21 protein-coding genes, 1 tRNA gene and 1 other annotated feature are annotated in these 19,188 nt (G+C 41.2%); of the genes, 2 read left to right on the top strand and 20 right to left on the bottom strand.

The annotated features are described in order from the left end of the window. Window positions 1–43: 43 nt before the first annotated feature. The 13 genes from JZO85_RS12380 to JZO85_RS12440 form a co-directional block, all read right to left on the bottom strand. Entirely contained in the window at window positions 44–466 is a 423-nt protein-coding gene (locus JZO85_RS12380) for a GFA family protein (protein ID WP_207108848.1), read from the bottom strand. A gap of 153 nt (window positions 467–619) precedes the next feature. Continuing rightward, on the bottom strand, window positions 620–1,390 hold the full coding sequence (locus tag JZO85_RS12385; protein ID WP_207108849.1) for a DeoR/GlpR family DNA-binding transcription regulator: 771 nt from the start codon (window positions 1,388–1,390) through the stop codon (window positions 620–622). A 97-nt stretch (window positions 1,391–1,487) separates the two neighbouring features. Beyond that, the gene (locus JZO85_RS12390; protein ID WP_207108850.1) at window positions 1,488–2,348 is read right to left on the bottom strand and encodes a ketose-bisphosphate aldolase; all 861 of its coding nucleotides are present in this window, start codon (window positions 2,346–2,348) and stop codon (window positions 1,488–1,490) included. Further along, window positions 2,348–3,745: a PTS fructose transporter subunit IIC gene (locus JZO85_RS12395; RefSeq protein WP_207108851.1), complete on the bottom strand. Its 1,398-nt coding sequence runs from the start codon at window positions 3,743–3,745 to the stop codon at window positions 2,348–2,350. The genes JZO85_RS12390 and JZO85_RS12395 overlap by 1 nt, the downstream gene beginning before the upstream one ends. Continuing rightward, window positions 3,742–4,200: a fructose PTS transporter subunit IIA gene (locus JZO85_RS12400; protein WP_207108920.1), complete on the bottom strand. Its 459-nt coding sequence runs from the start codon at window positions 4,198–4,200 to the stop codon at window positions 3,742–3,744. The genes JZO85_RS12395 and JZO85_RS12400 overlap by 4 nt, the downstream gene beginning before the upstream one ends. A gap of 234 nt (window positions 4,201–4,434) precedes the next feature. Beyond that, window positions 4,435–5,277: a MetQ/NlpA family ABC transporter substrate-binding protein gene (locus JZO85_RS12405; protein WP_207108852.1), complete on the bottom strand. Its 843-nt coding sequence runs from the start codon at window positions 5,275–5,277 to the stop codon at window positions 4,435–4,437. Between the two features lie 62 nt (window positions 5,278–5,339). Next, on the bottom strand, window positions 5,340–6,026 hold the full coding sequence (locus JZO85_RS12410) for an ABC transporter permease subunit (protein ID WP_207108853.1): 687 nt from the start codon (window positions 6,024–6,026) through the stop codon (window positions 5,340–5,342). Further along, window positions 6,019–7,053 (bottom strand): methionine ABC transporter ATP-binding protein, encoded by a 1,035-nt coding sequence (locus JZO85_RS12415; protein ID WP_207108854.1) that lies wholly within the window; start codon window positions 7,051–7,053, stop codon window positions 6,019–6,021. The genes JZO85_RS12410 and JZO85_RS12415 overlap by 8 nt, the downstream gene beginning before the upstream one ends. Window positions 7,054–7,299: 246 nt before the next feature. Continuing rightward, window positions 7,300–7,552 (bottom strand) — a binding site (T-box leader). Window positions 7,553–7,614: 62 nt separating this feature from the next. Next, window positions 7,615–7,947, bottom strand: a complete 333-nt coding sequence (locus JZO85_RS12420; protein ID WP_207108855.1) for a glycine cleavage system H family protein — start codon at window positions 7,945–7,947, stop codon at window positions 7,615–7,617. 4 nt (window positions 7,948–7,951) lie between these two features. Continuing rightward, window positions 7,952–8,305 (bottom strand): Spx/MgsR family RNA polymerase-binding regulatory protein, encoded by a 354-nt coding sequence (locus tag JZO85_RS12425; protein ID WP_207108856.1) that lies wholly within the window; start codon window positions 8,303–8,305, stop codon window positions 7,952–7,954. Then, window positions 8,298–9,497 carry an FtsW/RodA/SpoVE family cell cycle protein gene (locus JZO85_RS12430; protein ID WP_207108857.1) on the bottom strand — a complete coding sequence of 400 codons (1,200 nt, stop codon included), beginning with the start codon at window positions 9,495–9,497 and terminating at the stop codon, window positions 8,298–8,300. Before JZO85_RS12430 ends, JZO85_RS12425 begins: the two co-directional genes overlap by 8 nt. Before the next feature lie 89 nt (window positions 9,498–9,586). Continuing rightward, window positions 9,587–10,207 carry a DUF1361 domain-containing protein gene (locus JZO85_RS12435; RefSeq protein ID WP_207108858.1) on the bottom strand — a complete coding sequence of 207 codons (621 nt, stop codon included), beginning with the start codon at window positions 10,205–10,207 and terminating at the stop codon, window positions 9,587–9,589. A gap of 168 nt (window positions 10,208–10,375) precedes the next feature. After that, window positions 10,376–10,448 (bottom strand) — tRNA-Thr (locus JZO85_RS12440). A gap of 134 nt (window positions 10,449–10,582) precedes the next feature. Between JZO85_RS12440 and JZO85_RS12445 the strand changes: the two genes are divergently transcribed. Further along, entirely contained in the window at window positions 10,583–10,819 is a 237-nt protein-coding gene (locus JZO85_RS12445; RefSeq protein ID WP_207108859.1) for a hypothetical protein, read from the top strand. A gap of 45 nt (window positions 10,820–10,864) precedes the next feature. On the opposite strand, the gene upp is transcribed toward JZO85_RS12445, so the two are convergent. The 6 genes from upp to JZO85_RS12475 form a co-directional block, all read right to left on the bottom strand. Next, a complete protein-coding gene (gene upp, locus JZO85_RS12450; protein WP_207108860.1) occupies window positions 10,865–11,494 on the bottom strand; it encodes a uracil phosphoribosyltransferase in 630 nt (209 codons plus the stop codon). 64 nt (window positions 11,495–11,558) lie between these two features. After that, window positions 11,559–12,800 carry a serine hydroxymethyltransferase gene (glyA, locus tag JZO85_RS12455; protein WP_207108861.1) on the bottom strand — a complete coding sequence of 414 codons (1,242 nt, stop codon included), beginning with the start codon at window positions 12,798–12,800 and terminating at the stop codon, window positions 11,559–11,561. 68 nt (window positions 12,801–12,868) lie between these two features. After that, window positions 12,869–13,882, bottom strand: coding sequence for an L-threonylcarbamoyladenylate synthase (locus JZO85_RS12460; RefSeq protein ID WP_207108862.1), 1,014 nt, complete (start codon window positions 13,880–13,882; stop codon window positions 12,869–12,871). A gap of 178 nt (window positions 13,883–14,060) precedes the next feature. Then, a complete protein-coding gene (prmC, locus tag JZO85_RS12465; RefSeq protein ID WP_207108863.1) occupies window positions 14,061–14,891 on the bottom strand; it encodes a peptide chain release factor N(5)-glutamine methyltransferase in 831 nt (276 codons plus the stop codon). After that, window positions 14,884–15,957: a peptide chain release factor 1 gene (prfA, locus tag JZO85_RS12470; RefSeq protein WP_207108864.1), complete on the bottom strand. Its 1,074-nt coding sequence runs from the start codon at window positions 15,955–15,957 to the stop codon at window positions 14,884–14,886. The genes prmC and prfA overlap by 8 nt, the downstream gene beginning before the upstream one ends. Window positions 15,958–16,048: 91 nt before the next feature. Continuing rightward, window positions 16,049–16,639 (bottom strand): thymidine kinase, encoded by a 591-nt coding sequence (locus JZO85_RS12475; RefSeq protein ID WP_207108865.1) that lies wholly within the window; start codon window positions 16,637–16,639, stop codon window positions 16,049–16,051. Window positions 16,640–16,839: 200 nt separating this feature from the next. Between JZO85_RS12475 and JZO85_RS12480 the strand changes: the two genes are divergently transcribed. Next, window positions 16,840–18,375: a YfcC family protein gene (locus JZO85_RS12480; RefSeq protein WP_207108866.1), complete on the top strand. Its 1,536-nt coding sequence runs from the start codon at window positions 16,840–16,842 to the stop codon at window positions 18,373–18,375. Between the two features lie 275 nt (window positions 18,376–18,650). Here JZO85_RS12480 and JZO85_RS12485 read toward each other — a convergent pair whose 3' ends face one another. Then, window positions 18,651–19,109: a MerR family transcriptional regulator gene (locus JZO85_RS12485; RefSeq protein ID WP_207108867.1), complete on the bottom strand. Its 459-nt coding sequence runs from the start codon at window positions 19,107–19,109 to the stop codon at window positions 18,651–18,653. Between the last annotated feature and the right edge of the window lie 79 nt (window positions 19,110–19,188).

Here is a 19,188-nt window from a genome sequence, read left to right on the forward strand (position 1 = left end):
ACTTTATTTAGAATAATTATAAATTCATCCTCTGTAACCCCAGTTATTCTGAATCCGCGAAAAGCTTCTGTAAAAAAGCCGCCTCCGTTAATTTTTCAGTTGGCTCTTTATAATGGAAGAAAGCCGGCTTCTGATCATAAAATATCTCCTCCGTCAGTTTAGCATGATCGATCTCAGCAAATAATCCCACGGGAAAATAATACTCATTATCAGCTAAACCATGATAAAATAAACTGCTGCCGCAAGCCTTGCACGATCCTCTCTCCGCCCATTCCGAAGACATAAAGCGCTGAATCTGTTCTTCTCCGTTTAAAGTAAAATTCTCCGGCAGAACGCCTTCCAGTGCCATAAAAGGGCCGCCGAAAAATTTCTGACACATATGGCAGTGACAGACAGTGATTTCTTCTGAAATTTTAGGAATCGTGATGCTCACCTTTCCGCAAAGACATTGACCTGCTAATTCCATGCTTTTACCTCCTCATTTTTTGCTACAAGCTGTTGCTTCCAGTGTATCAATAATAAGGAACTTTATAAAAGTTCTTTTTTGAAACAAATGAGCTTACTCAGCCCTGCAAAAAAAGCTGAAAGAAAAATTTCCTCCAGCAGTTTTGCCAATTGATTAGTATAAACATTTGATATGATGGTGATTTAATTTGTCCATTTTCTCTGCTGACAATGGTTTTTCAGTAATCAGGTAGTCGATTTCATGACAAGCAATCGCCTGATACATGTACTTATGATCCAATTTATCTTCTGTAGCTAATACGACTACATCATTTGCCTGTCTGCGAAAAGCCTTTTTGATGAGTGCTTCTCCTTCGTGGGTTTCCGTCACTCCATGATCAACGTCTAATCCACGACAACCGATGAAGGCAATATCGGCATTATAGGTCAATATGTCATTGTAGGCCTTTGACCCGTTGATCGTTGCTCGCTTAGGGACAATTGAGCCGCCCAATACGGACACATGTGCAGTGGTAAATTCACTCAGCATCGCCGCTGTAAGAACGCCGTTCGTTATGACCTGCAAGCCGTCAAACTTGCTTAAATTTTTGATCAAATGCAAACTAGTCGTGCTGGAATCCATAAAAATGACCATATCATCCTTCACTAACGTCTCTGCCACATCCGCGATATATTGTTTATTGTCCTCTTCATTTAACCGAGTTACTTTCATTAAATAAGGAACATCGATCTTCTTATTATCAATAATCATCGCTCCGCCGCGGGTCCGTCTGATCAGCCCGCTTTCTTCCAGCAGGACTAAATCTCTTTTCACAGTAGCCTCGCTATAATTGACCAAATCAATCAAATCTGCGACAGTCGCAAACTGATTCACCTTTAAATAATTAACTATTTGCTGCTGCCGATCTTCAATCGCACTTAACATCTTTCTCCCCCTCTGCTTGTTGTTTCCTTTAATTATAACTTCTCAAAAGGAAAAGAAGACAGCCCTCTCAATAAAATTGAAAGTTCTGCCTTTTTTCTTAGTATAAATCAGCTTTTCCGATCGCATTTAAAACGCTCAGCTTATGCTTAACGACTTCCTTAACCTTGTTATTCGCTTCTGGATAAACGTCGCCTGGTTCATACATTTCTGGATGGTTGCTTAAGATCTCTCTTAGTGTTGCAAAGAAGACACTCTTTAGATCGGAACTCAGATTGACTTTTGCTACACCGTATTTTACTGCCTCGCTTACTTCAGAGTCCGGGTTTCCTGACCCTCCATGTAAAACAAAGGGAATATCGATCCGTTCATTTAATTCTTTTAATAAGTCGATATTCAATTTTGGCGTCATATCTTTAGGATAAAGGCCATGAGCCGTTCCAATTGCTACAGCAAGCGTGTCGATCCCTGTCTCCTTCACAAATTCCTCCGCTTGGTCAGGATCCGTATAAATGATGTTTGCTGTTCCGCCCTCTGCTGAACCGTTGTTTCCGATCGTTCCCAACTCCGCTTCAACAGATACGTTCACGCCATGTGCCAGCTTCACAACTTCTTTTGTCAATTTCATATTCTCTTCATAGGGCTGAGTCGATGCATCGATCATTACCGACGTATAACCATTACGAATTGCTCGCATAACATCTCTCACTGAACCGCCATGGTCCATATGAATCACAACAGGAACCTTGCTATTGTGTGCATAGTCTTTAGCTGCCGCCACAAACTCATCATTTAAATAAGCGATCTCATCAGGATGTATCTCTAGAATCACAGGAGCATTTTGCGCCTCGACTTCCTCCATGATGGCTTTCATCATATCGTAACTGCAAATATTAAAGGCAGGTACGGCAAAATGATTCTCTTTAGCGACACTCAATAAATCCTTCATTGTATACAACATTACATTTCCACCTCATTTATAATTTTGCTATCCTCAACTGTTACTGGCTTTTTCAACATACCAACCGCTAGCGCAGTCACTACTGTTCCCGCCACGATCGCCAGCAGATACATCGGCAGATTATTCATTACATTTGGGATCAGCATCACCCAAATCCCTCCATGAGGAGCCATTGAAGTAACGCCCGCAGCCATGGATATTCCGGCAGCAGTTGCTGAACCAAGCATCAAGCTAGGTATCACTCGAATCGGATCGGCCACCGCAAACGGAATAGCCCCCTCAGTAATATAAGACGCGCCCAAGATCCAGCAGGATTGTCCTGAAGTTCGTTCTTCCTTAGTGAACTTATTCTTGAACAGGATCGTTGCTAAGGCTAATCCTAAAGGCGGCGTCATTCCCGCAGCCATACATGCAGCAATTGGAGCGTTGACACCCGCCGACATCAAACCGATGGAAAATGTTGAAATTGACTTATTGATTGGACCACCCATATCAGCAGCCATCATCACACCAATCAATAATCCGAACATAAGACCGGAAGTATTACCTAACCCATTTAGCCAACCAGTCAACGCATCCAATACCCAAGCGATCGGCTTATCTATCAAGAAGACCATCGCCAGACCGATGACTAAAATGGAAACTAGCGGAACAACAATCAGTTGATAAATAGCTGCCAATTGTTTTTTTATACTTATTTTATTTGCTAAAAGATCTGTTAAATATCCTGCTAACAGACCGCCGATCATTCCGCCTAAGAACCCTGACCCGCCATTTGCCGCCAGTAAACCTGCAACGATACCTGGTGCAAAGCCGGCTTTGCCAGCAATCGAACTAGCAATCCCCGCTCCTAGTGCCGGTACCATCATTGCAAATGCTGTTCCCCCGCCAATCGTTGACAAAGCTCCTGCAAGAGCATTATAGTCATCAGATTTCGGATCAGAAGCAGTGATTCCGAAAGCAAAGCTCAACGCGATAATGATCCCGCCAGCAATGACAAAAGGCAGCATATAATTAACACCGTTCATAAAATGATTATAAATCCCGCTTTTCTGCTCTTGTATTCCTTCGTTCTTTTCGGCGGAGATTTCGATGGTTCCAATATTTTCTAAAGCTTCCTCGATTACTTTTTCAGGCTCCTTAATCGCCCAACTAGTTGATACTCGTTTGATTTTCCGACCAGCAAATCGTCTTGTATCGACATCCTTATCTACCGCCAAAATGATCGCATCAGCTGCTTGGATTTCTTCCGGTGTCAATACATTCTCTATTTTTGCCCCTTGTGTTTCAAACTTTGCCTCATGCCCTAAGCTTGTTGCTGTCACTTCCAGCTTTTCAGCAGACATATACGTATGAGCGATCCCCGTAGGACAAGCTGTGATTCCTATAATTTTCATGATGATTCCTCCTTACTGATAATCTCAATTACTTCAATGGCATTAGCCGCATGCTTCAACTGATTTCTAAATGTCTCATTCATTAACCTTCGCGACAAATTGCTCAATATTTCCAAATGTATATTGGAGGTCTTCTTAGGGACTAAAATCGCAAATACCCATTCAATTTCTCTTCCATCAAGACCAGTATAATCTGACATTTTCCCGGTACGGACAAAGCAAATAGTAGGTTGTAAAACAGCTTTGCTCTGCGCGTGAGGAATTCCAAATCCATCCTCTATTCCTGTAGATGTCTCCGCCTCTCTTCGATATAAATCCTTGATTACCTTTTTCGCTTTTGTCACTCGTTGATTTTCCTCAAGCAAATGACCTAGCTTGCTAAACAACTCATCTTTTGAACGAATTGATTCATCAAAAATAACCAAATCGTTCATCATCAAATCAACCAACTTCACCATTAAAGCCTACTTTCACAACTAGGATAGCGCTTTCCTATTTATGCTGATAACTATAGCATCGCTATCCAAAGCGTTCAATATTTTGACTGTTTTTCGGTTCAAAAGTCTTTTAACGATAAAAAAGTTCAGTAATCATGATCGAAATCGGTCACAATTACTGAACATCTCAGCTGTTCTATTTATGTTAAAGAAAAAACTCAATACAAATGTATTGAGTTTAGGAAATTATTCTTACTTATCAACGGGTTTTACAGAGCCATCCCATTTTTCTAAAATCCAGTCCTGAACGTCTTTTTCATGGAGAACCTTAACTAATTTCTTGATACGAGCATCGTCTTTGTCTGCGGTACGAACAGCCAGAATATTGGCATAAGGCGATGTATCTTTTTCAAGCAATACAGCATCCTTAACCGGATTCAAGCCAGCGCCGTAAGCAAAGTTGGCATTGATCGCCACTAGGTCGCCTTCGTCATTACTATAAGTTGTTGCTAATAACGCTGGGTCGATCGAATGATCAAATTTCAATTTCTTAGGATTTTCAGCGATATCGTCAAAAGTCGCTGTTTCTAAATCGACGCCTTCTTTCACTTTAACTAAATCAGCATCTTGTAAAATTGTAATGATTCGTCCCCAGTCTGATTCAGAGCTTGAAGTAATGATCGTCGCTCCATCCTTCAGATCTTTGATATCCTTGATTTTCTTAGAGTACAAGCCCATTGGTTCGATATGGATTGCGCCCGCATCAGTAAATTTATAATCATTTTCCTTCACTGCTTTTTCAAAGAAAGGCTTGTGTTGGAAATAATTCGCATCGATATCTTTGTCTGCCAACGCTTTGTTTGGCAACACGTAGTCATCGAATTTTTTGATTTCTAAATTCACGCCTTCTTTTTCAAGCAATGGTTTTATGTGTTCCAAAATTTCTGCGTGAGGTGTTGGTGAAGCCCCGACAACTAATGTATCGCTTTTTTCTTTACTGCTGTCATCAGAAGAATCTGCTTTGCTATTTCCGCAAGCCGCTAATCCTACAGTTAATAATGCTACTGCTGCAAAACCTAAAAATTTCTTTTTCATTGATAGTTCCCCCTAATAGTTTTTACTGAGTTTATTTTTAAAGAATAATAGATATTCTGTTGCTAACGCTTGTCTGTTCGCTTCGTCAGAAAATCACCGACGCCTTGAACAATGAACACGATGATAAGAATAATCACGGTTGCTACTAATGTAACGGTGTAATTGCCTCGCTGATAGCCTTCCTGCCAAGCCAAAGCACCAAGTCCGCCCGCACCGATCGCCCCTGCCATCGCGGTAAAACCAATCATAGAAACTGATGTAACCGTCAACCCTGAGATCAACGCCGGTAAACTTTCCGGTATCAAAACTTTGTAGATTGTTTGAAAATAGCTGGCCCCCATGGCGTCCGCCGCCTCCAACACACCAGAGTCGACTTCACGAAAGGCGATCTCAACTAAGCGTGCATAAAAGGGGGCTGCTGATAAAACCAATGCCGGAATCGCTGCTTTAGCTCCCAGCATCGTTCCAACTAGTGCCTTGGTAAAAGGTATAATCAAAACCATCAGAATCATAAATGGCGTTGATCGGAAAATATTACTAAGAATAGAAACTACACCATATAAAATGCTGCGAGCAGCAGAATGCTTACGCCCCAATGAATAGAGCAGCAAGCCTAACAATAATCCTAAAACAAACACGATCAGCATTGATACGATCGTCATGAACAATGTATCATTGATCGCCTCCTTCAAAGTATCCCAAGATACCTGCTGGAAGTTTAAATAGGTCTCTGAAAAACTCTTATCCACGGTGCAGCACCTCCACTTCAACTTGTTGACTCTCGATAAAGTCGATCGCCTCTTCAACCTTGTCGACCTCTCCCGTGAATTGAACGGTTAGAGTTCCGAAAGAATTTCCCGTTGCCCGCTCAATGTTTCCATAAACGATACTAATGTTGATTGGAAACTTGCGAATCGCTTGGGACACCACCGGTTCATTGGCATTGTCCTCTAAAAAGTGCAGTGTAGCCAAAGTACCATTGGGATTTTCTTTGATAAAGTCCTTCAGCAAATCAGATGGGTCTGCTTTTGGTTCAAGATCCTGTTGAACAAAAATCTTAGTCACTTCCTGTTTTGGATGGCGAAAGACTTCACGGACAGAACCCTCTTCCACGATTTTTCCTAACTCCATCACAGCGACCTTATTGCAGATTTTTCGGATTACATTCATCTCATGAGTAATCAACACGATAGTCAATCCCAGCTTTTTATTGATGTTGGCCAATAATTCTAACACTTCCTCGGTTGTCTGAGGGTCTAATGCGCTGGTCGCCTCGTCGCAAAGCAAGATATCTGGGTCATTAGCTAGCGCTCTTGCAATCCCAACTCTTTGCTTTTGTCCGCCGGATAATTGAGAAGGATACGCATCACCTCTGCCATCAAGTCCGACCAGACTCAATAATTCTTCTGCTTTTTTCTTTCGCTGATCCTTTGCTACTCCTGCCAGCTCTAACGGTAATTGAATGTTTTCAATTACTGTTCGTGACCACAATAGATTAAAATGTTGGAAAATCATTCCAACTTTTTTACGAAATGTTCTTAACGGTGCTCCTTGTAATTTTGCGACATCCTCACCATTCACTAACACTTGACCTGCTGTTGGTGATTCTAGTCCATTCAATAAACGAACCAATGTACTCTTTCCTGCTCCTGAATAACCAACGATGCCATAGACATCCTTTTCTTCAATCGCTAAATTGATTCCATTGACTGCGTGGATTGGTCCAGCTTTGCCGGCAAAGCTTTTTCCCACTTGATTTAGCTCAATCAATGCCATGCTTCTTACTCCCTTTCTATTAACCAGATAACTTTTAAATCGCTTATTGTTGTTCCTCTAACAGACAAAAGATAGGATTCCTGTTCATGACAGCTGCCTCACTAGAAGGAACTCAATTTTCCCAAAATCGGAAAAATGCGTTTTATACCTGTCACGCATATTCTTCTGCTAAACTGCTTCATCGAACAAACTGCGAAAAGCAGAACAAACAAAAAAGCTTCCGTCCTAAAAAATGTACGTTTGTACACTTAGGACGAAAGCTTTAACTTCCGTGTTACCACCTAAAATTCGTTCTGACCTTACGATCACAACCTCTGCCAGTACTTGCATCATGCGCATACTGAGGTGCTATAACGGGCACTCCCGTGACAGACTTGGCATATGCTTCGTCCATCCTGCTCAAAGACCATTTTCCATCTCATTGCCGCAACTCCTTTTCAGCGTACCGGAGCTCTCTTTGTACTTTAATCAGATGTACTTTTCTTTTCATCGCTTTCTCATGTGTATGAAAGGATTATATCAAGGAGATTTTATCCTGTCAAACATCAAATTAAAATTTCTTTATAAGTTTTCAAACTCTTCTACGTCAACTTCACGCAGTGATAGTATCCAAGCATCCAATTCTTCTTTAGTGTTCAGCGCTGCGGGATCAGCAATAACCTTTTCGCTGACAGAAGAAACGACCCCTGTTAAGGGACTTTTGAATTCCTGTACAGCTTTTTCAGCCTCGATCTCTAACAACGGTTCACCAGCTTTAACCGCTTGACCAATTTTTGGCAAAGAGATAAATGTAACCTCACCAAGTGTCTCTGCCATTTCAGCGGTTAGTCCCATACAATAGTCTTTATCGTTATGCAAGATCCATAGACCTTCATTTTTCTTCAAGTAACTCATTTCTTTATAACGCTCCTTCATAAGTTGTTTCTTTAAATCCATTTAATAAAAATTGATCATTTTTGATCAGCAATGGACGCTTCACCAGCATCCCGTCACTCGCCAATAATTCACTCGCTTCCGCTACTGATAAATCAGCCATTTTTTCCTTTAAGCCCAGCTCGCGATACTTCATGCCGCTCGTATTGAAAAATCTTCGTACAGGTAATTCACTCGCTGACAGCCATTTTTCGAAAGCCTCAGCCGAAGGAGTTTCTTGAACCAGATCAATCGTTTCATATTCAACACCTGCTTGGTCTAACCATGCTTTGGCTTTGCGACAAGTCGAACATTTTGGATACCAATAAAATTTAAGCACTACGTGTCCTCCTGATAGGTTTCTTATTCGCGCTCTGATAGCGCATCGATAAAATCAAGCCGATTCCAATCATATTTCCTAAAATGGATGAACCCCCTTGACTGATAAACGGCAGCGGAATCCCAGTTAATGGCAATAGACCGATATTCGCGCCAATATTTTCAAAAACATGGAACAGCATCATCATGACGATTCCTGATGCGATATAAGCGTAAAATTCATTATTCATGTCAAAGCATAATCGAATCATGCGATAAATCAAAATAAAATAGAGCAAAATTACAAACGCCCCGCCAACGAAACCAAAGTTCTCGCCGATAACTGTAAAGATCATGTCTGATTCTCGTACCGGAACATAAACATTGCTGACATTATAGCCTGTTCCAAGCATCCCGCCAGAACCAATTGCCATCAATGAGCGAGCCAATTGATAGCTTTTCCCTTGAGGATCATGGAAGGGATCTAACCATGAATCAATCCGAGCAAACTGATAATTTTTAAATCCGATATGAGTCAGCAAATCTCTTCCCGAATCCGTCGTTACTAAAAAAATCATTGTCCCGCCGATAACAACTGCTAATGCAATTGCGGGAACTAAAATCAGCCAAGATATCCCTGACATCAGAAACATACCTGAAAAAATAGCTAAGAAAACTAGCATTGTCCCGAAATCTTTTTGAGCTAAAATCAAGCCAAGAACTGGAAGAGTTACGAGCATCATTTTTATAATCAAAAATGCATCTGTCCTCAACGTGTGGAGCTTATTCGCTACATTGTGCTTAGTAATAATCAACGCCATCATCAAAATATAAGCGATTTTCATCAATTCTGATGGCTGAAAAGTAAAAGTGCCGATCTTGAACCAGTTTTTTGAACCCGTTGACTCAGCTAGTGCAGGATCATAATACTTTAACAGCGCCAGCATGACCGCCAAACCAATTACATATAGAAACGGTGTTAACCGCCATAAAAGCTTCGCATCAAAATGAATAATAATTACAACAGCTAAAGCCCCAACTACATACCAAATCGCCTGCATAGCAAGGCCGCGAAAAACGTTGGGATCTCTTATGGTATCATGCGTTAATGCAACATAAAGTGAAAGCATGCCAATCAAACATAATATAAAAACAGGTAAAATGACGCCGTAATCAATCCGGCTATCATCATTGTTATTTTTCAGTCTATCCATTGTTCATCTCTTTTCCACCAGTATACTCGCTCTATTATAGACGCTTCTTTGACTAAAGAAAAGCAAGCATCGCTGACTTTGCAAAATCTTTATTCTTCGTTTGCCTCTTGCCGCAAATAATAAATCAAACCCCAAATTCCCAGTTGCAATAGACTAAACATTAAAACAAATTGTAGCTTCTCTGTACTCCAGTTTCCTGCTAATAATTCTAAGACATTCAAAGGATGGAACACCAATTCGATAGAGTGAATGCGATCAAATCGTCCAATGTAAACAGCTAGGCTAGATAGAATAGACACTCCAACAAAGCAGCCTACTCTTTGGGCTATTCGCAGACGAACCGTTGAAAACAATTTGAATACTTGAGCCATGCCAATGAAAACCATTAGGATGATCGGCAGCAACAGGAAAAGATAGGACCACCAGCCATTGGTATCCATCAAAAAGTGCCCACCCGGCTGATAAATCTTTAAACTAGCTAAATGAAACAAATCAGTCATCAGATAAGGAATGTTTGGAAAAAATAAAAGCCATAATGGCGCAAAAAACCATCGCCGCAAGCCTTTAAAATGTATGAATAGCTGAGCAAAAACAATCGGCAGCCATGCTAAAAAAACATTTAACCCCATAAAAGAAAAGGTTGTTTGACCAAAATGCATAAATAAAATATAAAGCCAGACAGCTGCATGAAACGAAAAAATTTTTTTCATAGTTCTCCTCAATTTTGTATAGATAATTCGTGCTGAAAAGATGGTACAAATTTACGTTACCATAGAATTCCTCAAAAGAATGGGAATTTTTTTCGAATTTATTTTCCATAATAGCAAAAAGCCGTCAACATCAAAGAAAGAACTTTGATATGACGACTTCTAAAGTAGTGCCAGCTGCAGGACTTGAACCTGTGACCTACGCGTTACGAGTGCGTTGCTCTACCAACTGAGCTAAGCTGGCGTTTCGTACAAGAGAAATTATAGAAAACTTCTACGAAAAAGTAAAGTAAGATTCTTCTTAAAAAGCGATTACATGAAAAAAACTTGAAAATATGCTAAAATTAAGTATGTGAAAAAAGGAGGCGTTCCAAACAGATGGCTACATTTGGCAAAATAGAGGCACACGTTGATCCTTCCGAAGTCGGGAAAAAATTCCCCGTAAAGACACACGTCATGTTCACTATTCGCGGTCAATCCCAAACTGGGGTGGTCGCTAAACAATTGAAAAACGCAGCAGTCATTGAAATTGATGAGAAGCAAGATAATGAAGACTTGATTACTCATTCCAATGGCGTCGTCGTTGTCAATTATAAGCAAATGAAAAAGATTTAGTTTTTCAATCAAAAAGAGCGAACCGATCAACGGTTCGCATCTTTTTTATTTTGTACCGAATAAACGGTCACCAGCGTCGCCTAGACCAGGAACGATATATCCTTGCTCGTTCAACTGTTCGTCTAATGCCGCAGTATATATGTCAACATCTGGATGTGCTTCTTGTAAAGCTTTTACGCCTTCAGGTGCAGCGACTAAACAAACAAATTTCATGTTTGACGCGCCACGTTTTTTCAATGAATCAATCGCCATGATCGCTGAACCGCCTGTAGCTAACATTGGGTCAACGATGAATAATTGACGGCTATCGATATCCTCTGGCATTTTGAAGAAATATTCATGTGGTTCTAACGTTTCTTCATCTCGGAAAAGTCCAATATGCCCAACTTTCGCAGCAGGGATCAATTCTAAGATACCATCTACCATGCCTATCCCGGCACGCAAGATCGGAACGATCGCCACTTTCTTTCCTGATAAAGTTTTTTGAGTTGATAACGTGATCGGTGTTTCGATCTCGATATCCTCCAATGGCATATCACGAGAAACTTCGTATGCCATCAACATCGCGATTTCATTAACTACTTCACGGAAAACCTTCGTTCCACAATTTTTATCACGAATAATCGTTAATTTGTGTTGGATCAATGGATGATCGATTACTTGAAACTTGCCCATAATAAATTGCTCCTTTATTCTGCATCTCTCCTAATTATAAGACAACTGGTATAAGAAAACTAGTCTAATGTGCATGAATTGGATGAGAATCTGTTAATTCTAAAACAGCTTTGCGGATCGCTGCTAATTTTTCTTCATCGCCTTTAGATTGCAGCGTTTCAACGATCAATTCAGCAACTTGCTTCGCATCTTCCTCTTCAAAACCTCTGCTTGTAATCGCAGGTGTTCCGATGCGAATCCCACTAGTTTCTTTGAAGCTTTTTGATTCAAATGGGATCGAGTTTTTGTTGACAGTAATATGCACGCTATCCAATAATTCTTCTGCTTCACGTCCTGTAATGTCAAAACCTGTTACTTCGATCAGCAGCAAGTGATTGTCGCTAGATCCAGAGATCACACGTGTTTCAGGTGTCTGATTAAATACCTTGACCATTGCTTGCGCATTTTTTAAAACTTGTTCACTGTACACCTTGAACTCTGGCGCTAAAGCTTCCTTGAAGGCTACAGCTTTACCTGCAATTACATGCTCCAACGGTCCGCCCTGCAATCCTGGGAAAACAGCACTGTTGATTTTTTTAGCCAAATCAGCATCGTTAGTCAAGATTAGGCCGCCACGAGGTCCGCGTAAAGTCTTATGTGTTGTTGATGTTACGACATCGGCATAAGGTACTGGGTTGGGATGTAAGCCTGTTGCTACTAGTCCAGCGATATGGGCCATATCTACCATTAATTTTGCATCGACTTCATCAGCGATTTCACGGAAACGCGCAAAGTCAATTGTCCGACTGTAGGCACTGGCACCTGCCACAATCAATTTCGGCTGATGTTTCCGCGCCAAAATACGAACAACCTCATAGTCGATCGTCTCTGTATGCGGATCGACACCATAGCTGACAAAATTGTACAGCTTACCGCTGACATTTACTGGCGAACCGTGTGTCAAGTGGCCCCCAGCTGATAAATCCATTCCTAAAACCGTATCGCCAGGTTGGATTAATGAAAAATATGCTGCCTGATTAGCTTGCGAGCCAGAATGCGCTTGTACATTGGCAAATTCTGCATCAAACAGTTCTTTTGCACGATCAATGGCCAAGTTCTCAACAACATCGACAAACTCACAGCCGCCATAATAACGTCGGCCAGGATAGCCTTCCGCATATTTATTGGTTAAGACGCTCCCCTGTGCCATCTGCACTGCTTCTGACACGATGTTTTCTGAGGCGATCAACTCAATATTTTGTTCTTGACGCTCTGCCTCGTTTTCAATTGCTCCCCATAGTTCGGGATCTAGTGTTTTGTAATCCATCCCAACGCCACCTTTCAATTTTCTGATTTAAGTATACGAAAGTTTTTGAAGATAATCGAATCTTTTGTTTACTTTTCACTAAAATAATTTTGGCCTGCCGCTTTCTTTAAGCGATTCATATAAGCCAAGCCCAAATGATCCTCTGGAAAGACCTCCGCGAAGATAATATCTGTCTTTCCTGCTTCATCCAATGCCCGCAATCCGCTGAACAAGCCGCGTGTTGCGGCTTCAACTGATTGATCAGCAAACACAAAACGATCCGCTGAAGAATACTGATCAGCAATTCGCGGTGTCGCAAGCAAGCCAACTTTTTGATCGTTTGCCCTTGCCCATGCTAAAGCTTTATCCCAATCATCAGGAGCAATCATCAAAACCGGGGTATCTGGTGAATAATGCTTGTACTTCATACCTGGAGCTTTGGGTGTCTCGCTTTCCTTGACCAGATGCTTATCTAAAGGAATTTCTACACTCAAGACTTCTTCCAATGCTTCTTTAGTGACAGCACCTGGCCGCAAAATTGTCGGTACTTCATTACTTAAATCTAAGACTGTCGACTCTACACCAATTTGTGTTGCACCATCATCTAAAATCCCAGCGATTTTTCCCTTTAGGTCATGAAATACATGCATCGCTGTGGTTGGACTTGGTTTTCCTGAAGTATTGGCGCTTGGTCCAACTAGCGGTGCCCCTGTTTTTTCAATTAAAGATAATGTTTTTTTATTATCTGGCATTCTGAAGGCAGCTGTGGATAACCCGCCTGTCACAACAGGGCTCAAACTACCTTCTTTGATACTAAAGATCAAAGTCAGCGGTCCTGGCCAAAAGTGATTAACGATTTTTTTGGTGAAAGGATGATAACTTTCAACAAAGGCTTTTGTCATTGAAAAATCAGCGACATGGACGATCAATGGGTTGTCGCTAGGACGCCCTTTGACCGCAAAAACCTGTTGCACTGACTCCGGCAAAAGCGCATTGGCACCTAGTCCATAGACGGTCTCCGTCGGAAAAGCCACCAGTTCCCCACGAGACAATAACTCCGCCGCTTGATCTATTTCTTCTGTTTGAAAAATTTTCGTTTCCACAGCTTCTCCACAGCTCCTTTTTCTAACTTTCCTGCTATAAATACTTTCTATATAGACTTATCCCCTTATTGTGGATAAGCGAAATGTCAAGTGTGCATAACCATGTTGATAACTTTTTGTGCGTTTAAACCCCATTGCTATCGTGTTCTTTTATTATTTTTCGCGCAAAAAATAATTTTTAGAAAACAACCACCATTCGATCATTTCCGGTCATGTCCTGATGGATCCTCACCTCTTTTTCCGGATAGACCAATTGAAAGATCTCCTGCACATCGCTCCCCTGACGAAAGCCGATCTCCAAGAAAATCATCCCATCTGGATGGAGAAGGTTACGACTCTCCGCTGCAATTTTTTGATAGATCGCCAGACCTTCATTTTCAGCGAAGAGGGCCGTTTTAGGCTCATAGGTTCGGACACTTTCATCCATTAACTCCCACTCATTTTGGCTGATATAGGGAGGGTTGCTGATAATAATATCTTGCTTTTCAGTAATTGCCGATAACACATCACTTTGCCTGAAATCGATAGCCGCTTGCAATGTTTCTGCATTTTCTTCAGCAACGTTTAACGCCGCTTCTGAAATATCGACAGCAGTCACCTGCCAGCTTGGTCGAGCCAGTTTCAAGCTAACAGCAATCGCCCCTGTACCAGTACCGATATCAACAACTTGCTTGGGTGCATTGTCGTTCATGGATAAACAAAGAGCCACTAGCTCCTCCGTCTCTGGCCGCGGGATTAACGTGTCCTTTGTTACTTTGAAGCGATGATCAAAAAAATATTCATAGCCCAGCAAGTATTGGGGCGGAACGTTAGCCATCAAACTTGCTAGATCCTTTTCGATCAACGCTTCATCTGCAGAAGAAATCTCCTCTCGCAAATGCAACAGCCAATGGGTCTTATCCCAATTTTTGCGAGCAAGAAAAAGGTATTCGATTGCGTAGCCTTCTTTTCCTGCGGCTTCTAAAAAAGAAGAAGCCCTCGATAGGACTTCTACATAAGTTTTAGCCATTCTGCATCTCTTCCAATTTCTTGGTTTGATCGTACATAATCAAGGCATCAATAATCTCATCCAGCTTACCTGCTAGAATCTGATCCAATTTCTGAATTGTTAAACCAATACGGTGATCGGTCACACGATTTTGCGGGAAATTGTACGTACGGATACGCTCTGAACGATCACCAGTACCCACAGCAGATTTACGACTTGCATCATACTCGCTTTGTGCTTCCTGTTGAATCTTGTCATAAACCCGTGCACGTAAGATTTTCATCGCCTTTTCACGGTTTTTGATCTGAGAGCGTTCATCCTGCATGGCAACAACGATCCCGGTTGGAATATGCGTCAAACGAACAGCCGATGCAGTCTTGTTGACGTGCTGTCCGCCGGCACCGGATGCGTGATAAATATCCGTCCGAATATCCTTATCAGCCAGATCTATCTCTACTTCTTCCGCTTCCGGCATAACTACTACAGTCGCAGTCGAGGTATGAATACGTCCCTGAGATTCAGTCGAAGGCACACGTTGAACACGGTGCGCGCCGCTTTCATACTTCAATTTTGAGTAGACATTGTCACCAGTGATCATCATAATAACTTCTTTGTATCCACCAATACCTGTAACGTTGGCCTCCATGACTTCAGTCTTCCAGCCTTGATTTTCAGCGTATTTTTGATACATATTGAACAGATCGCCAGCGAATAATGCCGCTTCGTCGCCTCCAGCGGCTCCGCGAATTTCCATGATGATATTTTTATCATCATTAGGGTCTTTAGGTAATAGAAGAATCTTGATCTCATCCTCTAAAACTTCTTTTTCTTTCTTTAAATCAGACAGCTCTTCTTTTGCCATCTCAGCCATTTCAGCATCTAAGTTTTCACCTAGCAATTCTTCTGCGTCACTGATTCCTTCCACCACTTTTTTATAGCGGCGATAGGTTTCTACCGTATCTCGAGTATTGGCCTCTTCTTTTGAAAGCTGCATGAAGCGTTGGGTATCACTGATAACCTCCGGGTCACTCAGTAATTCACCAAGCTCTTCATAACGATCTTCGATAGCCTGCAGTTGATCGTACATGGATTGTATTCCTCCTAATTAATTATTCTTTTAAACTAATCATTTTTCATTGAGAAAAACGAAGATAGGTTTCATCACATCAATAAGTCCGCTAATTCTCACCAGCAGAACTGGTTATTTCTGGGTGTAAATAATGTTTGCGGCAAACAGGATAATACGCTTCATTTCCCCCTATTTGAACTTGATCCCCTTCGTAGACTGGTCGACCGTCGATATAATGCAGGTTCATTGTTGCCTTCTTATGGCAAAACCAGCAGATTGTTTTCAATTCTTCTAATTTATCTGCATAGAGCAGCAAATATTTCGAGCCTTCAAACATTTCATTTCGAAAATCATTTTTCAAACCAAATGCCATCACTGGGATATCTAAGTCATCTACAACTTGCGCCAATTGCACAACATGCTCTTTCGATAAGAACTGTGATTCATCGATCAAAACACAATAAGGCTTATAATCAAGATTTTTAATAAAGTCATAGATATTGGTCTCAGAAAAAATCGGTACCGCAGGACGACTTAAACCGATCCGACTGGAGATCGTCCCCACACCTTCACGTGTATCTAAACCGCTAGTCATCAGTACCACTGGTTTATTCTGTTCCTCGTAATTATGAGCAACCTTCAGTATCTCAATCGTCTTGCCGCTATTCATCGCGCCGTATTTAAAAAAAAGCTGGGCCATTTCTTGTCACCTTTCCCTTTTGTTCCTATCGTATTATAGCGGAAAAGCTGGATTATTTACAGTAATAATTTTCATAGGAAGAACGTCTTAGAAGATTCAACAATTATTTTCAACAAAGTCACAGGCTATCTTTTTAAGAATATAAGCCTTCAATGCTATAATTTCGTGGTAATTATTTTATATAAATAGGAGGTTTTTTCATGGAACAATCGGTCAAGAAGAAGCGTCACAGTTTTCCTTCTGCGTATACGGTCATCATCATTGTACTGATTTTGGTTCAAGCATTAACATTCTTTATTCCTTCAGGCAAGTACAGTACCTTGACTTATGATAGTGAAAGAGATAAATTCGCGATCACAAACGCGCAAGACAAAACAATCATGGAACCAGCAACACAGAAAACATTGGACAAATACGACATTCATATCAAAGTCGACAAATTTCGCGATGGAACAATTTATCGTCCAGCTGCCATTCCAAATTCCTATAAACAAATCACAAAGCCCAAACGTGGGATCACAGGCACTATCACACAATTTTTAAAATCCCAAGTGCAGGGAATTACCGAAAGTGTTGATATAATGATTTTCATTCTGATTTTAGGTGGGGTAATTGGGATCGTTAATGCGACGGGTGCGATGGATGCCGGTATGATGCGCCTTTCAGAAAAATTAAAAGGAAAACAAAAATGGTTGATTGTGATCGTTACGACATTGATTGCGATCGGCGGAACGACTTTTGGTTTGGCTGAAGAGACCATTGCCTTTTATCCCATTCTGATTCCAATTTTCCTACTAGCAGGCTATGATACACTCACGGCAGTCGCTACGATCTATCTCGGAACGGCGATCGGAACAATGGGCTCCACGATCAATCCCTTCTCCACAGTTATTGCATCTAACGCAGCAGGGATTAGCTTTACTGACGGTATGCCGTTACGGATCTTGATGTGGATCTCTGCTGTTGGAATCTCAATTCTTTATACAATTCGATACGCAGAAAAAGTTCGGCTAAATCCAGCGGCCTCACTGGTTGCTGATCAAGCAGAGAGCGATCGCGAACGTTTCTTAGGCGGGCAGCAGCGAGAGAAAAATGGAGATTTCACTTCCCGTCAGAAATTCTCATTAATCGTCTTTGTATTAGGCTTTGTTGTAATGATCTATGGCGTACAGCAGTTGGGCTGGTATTTCACAGAAATCGCGGTAGTCTTCTTAGCAGTCACGTATATTCTCGCTTTCGTCTCTGGTTTAGGCGAAAAGAAATTCATCGACAGTTTCGTTACAGGCGCAGCTGATCTGTTAGGTGTTGCCTTAATCGTCGGTCTGGCACGCTCTGTCGGTATCGTTATGGAAAATAGCTTCATCAGCGACACGATCATGAACTTCTTTAGCAATGCCATCAGCGGGATGAATAATGTCATTTTCATCTGGTTTATGTTTTTAGTATATGTTATTTTAGGATTCTTCATTCAATCGTCTTCTGGTCTAGCAGTACTATCCATGCCGATCATGGCTCCTTTAGCCGATGTTGTAGGGATAGACCGTGCGTTAATTGTTGATGCCTACAATTGGGGACAAGGATTGATTGGCTTAGTCGCTCCAACCGGATTGATCTTAGTGTCTCTTTCGGTAGTGAATATCGGTTTTGATAAATGGATAAAATTTGTGACCAAGCTGCTAGTTACCATTATCATTCTGATTCTTGTCTTTTTAGCAGCTGGTGTGTTGATTTCTTAAGCGTTGAGGAAAAGGTTTAAGAAAATTTTGGGGCTAGTTGGTTACAGACAAAACAGGATTCTCCCTCGAAAACCGAGGGGGAATCCTGTTTTGAAAATTGTTCACGCCAAAAAACTCATGATAAGGTCGTTTTTTTCATCGTTTGTCTCAGCAAAAAAATCAGTTGCTCAACTACTATTTATTTCCCCTTTCCCTTTTTTCCTTTCTTTCCTTTTTTGTTCTTGTTACTTTTACAATTTTTCTCGCTGTTTTTAAGCATGAAAAAAGACATGAATCTAATTAGACTCATGTCCTTTTTCGGCTAAATATTTTTGATGCCAACTATCATCAACTTGTCGCGTTCCCTCTTTGAAAAAGACGCTTTCCGTGCCAGCTTCATTGGCGGTTTGATAGTACCATTTTTTCCAGCGCAGAAAATCAAGCTGGGTCTGCAGCTCACGGATTTTCCTTTCCAGAACAGCTTCTTGTTCTATCATAAAAGCATAGCGCTGTGGCAAGGTCTGATCCCCTTCCACGCACCAGTCCATAAATTTCGCGATTTCTTTGACAGGAATCCCGGAACGCTTTAGGCAATCAATCACTTCGATATAGCCCAGATCGTCTTCCGTAAATACTCGGCGGCCGGCAGTATTTTTCTTAACAAATGGCAACAAGCCGGCCTTATCATAGTATCTTAAAGTATCTTGCGAGATCCCATACATGGCAGAAATATCGCCAATCAAAAATGTTTTCATTTTTTTGAACTTCCTTCTTGACTTGGAGTTAACTCCAGGTAGTAGAGTAAGTGTATCATAAATTTGAAAGAAGGCAATT

It is taken from the genome of Candidatus Enterococcus murrayae (assembly GCF_017315985.1).
In the GTDB taxonomy this organism is placed as follows: Bacteria; Bacillota; Bacilli; order Lactobacillales; family Enterococcaceae; genus Enterococcus_A; species Enterococcus_A murrayae.

Excerpts from the sequence above, each read along its gene's own strand:
- JZO85_RS12390 (WP_207108850.1), bottom strand. The coding sequence starts at position 2,348 with ATGTTGTATACAATGAAGGATTTATTGAGTGTCGCTAAAGAGAATCAT.
- JZO85_RS12380 (WP_207108848.1), bottom strand. The coding sequence starts at position 466 with ATGGAATTAGCAGGTCAATGTCTTTGCGGAAAGGTGAGCATCACGATT.
- JZO85_RS12415 (WP_207108854.1), bottom strand. The coding sequence starts at position 7,053 with ATGGCATTGATTGAGCTAAATCAAGTGGGAAAAAGCTTTGCCGGCAAA.
- JZO85_RS12430 (WP_207108857.1), bottom strand. The coding sequence starts at position 9,497 with ATGGATAGACTGAAAAATAACAATGATGATAGCCGGATTGATTACGGC.
- JZO85_RS12405 (WP_207108852.1), bottom strand. The coding sequence starts at position 5,277 with ATGAAAAAGAAATTTTTAGGTTTTGCAGCAGTAGCATTATTAACTGTA.
- JZO85_RS12435 (WP_207108858.1), bottom strand. The coding sequence starts at position 10,207 with ATGAAAAAAATTTTTTCGTTTCATGCAGCTGTCTGGCTTTATATTTTA.
- prmC (WP_207108863.1), bottom strand. The coding sequence starts at position 14,891 with ATGGCTAAAACTTATGTAGAAGTCCTATCGAGGGCTTCTTCTTTTTTA.
- glyA (WP_207108861.1), bottom strand. The coding sequence starts at position 12,800 with ATGGATTACAAAACACTAGATCCCGAACTATGGGGAGCAATTGAAAAC.
- JZO85_RS12385 (WP_207108849.1), bottom strand. The coding sequence starts at position 1,390 with ATGTTAAGTGCGATTGAAGATCGGCAGCAGCAAATAGTTAATTATTTA.
- JZO85_RS12480 (WP_207108866.1), top strand. The coding sequence starts at position 16,840 with ATGGAACAATCGGTCAAGAAGAAGCGTCACAGTTTTCCTTCTGCGTAT.
- JZO85_RS12420 (WP_207108855.1), bottom strand. The coding sequence starts at position 7,947 with ATGAGTTACTTGAAGAAAAATGAAGGTCTATGGATCTTGCATAACGAT.
- JZO85_RS12485 (WP_207108867.1), bottom strand. The coding sequence starts at position 19,109 with ATGAAAACATTTTTGATTGGCGATATTTCTGCCATGTATGGGATCTCG.
- upp (WP_207108860.1), bottom strand. The coding sequence starts at position 11,494 with ATGGGCAAGTTTCAAGTAATCGATCATCCATTGATCCAACACAAATTA.
- JZO85_RS12445 (WP_207108859.1), top strand. The coding sequence starts at position 10,583 with ATGGCTACATTTGGCAAAATAGAGGCACACGTTGATCCTTCCGAAGTC.
- JZO85_RS12395 (WP_207108851.1), bottom strand. The coding sequence starts at position 3,745 with ATGAAAATTATAGGAATCACAGCTTGTCCTACGGGGATCGCTCATACG.
- prfA (WP_207108864.1), bottom strand. The coding sequence starts at position 15,957 with ATGTACGATCAACTGCAGGCTATCGAAGATCGTTATGAAGAGCTTGGT.
- JZO85_RS12475 (WP_207108865.1), bottom strand. The coding sequence starts at position 16,639 with ATGGCCCAGCTTTTTTTTAAATACGGCGCGATGAATAGCGGCAAGACG.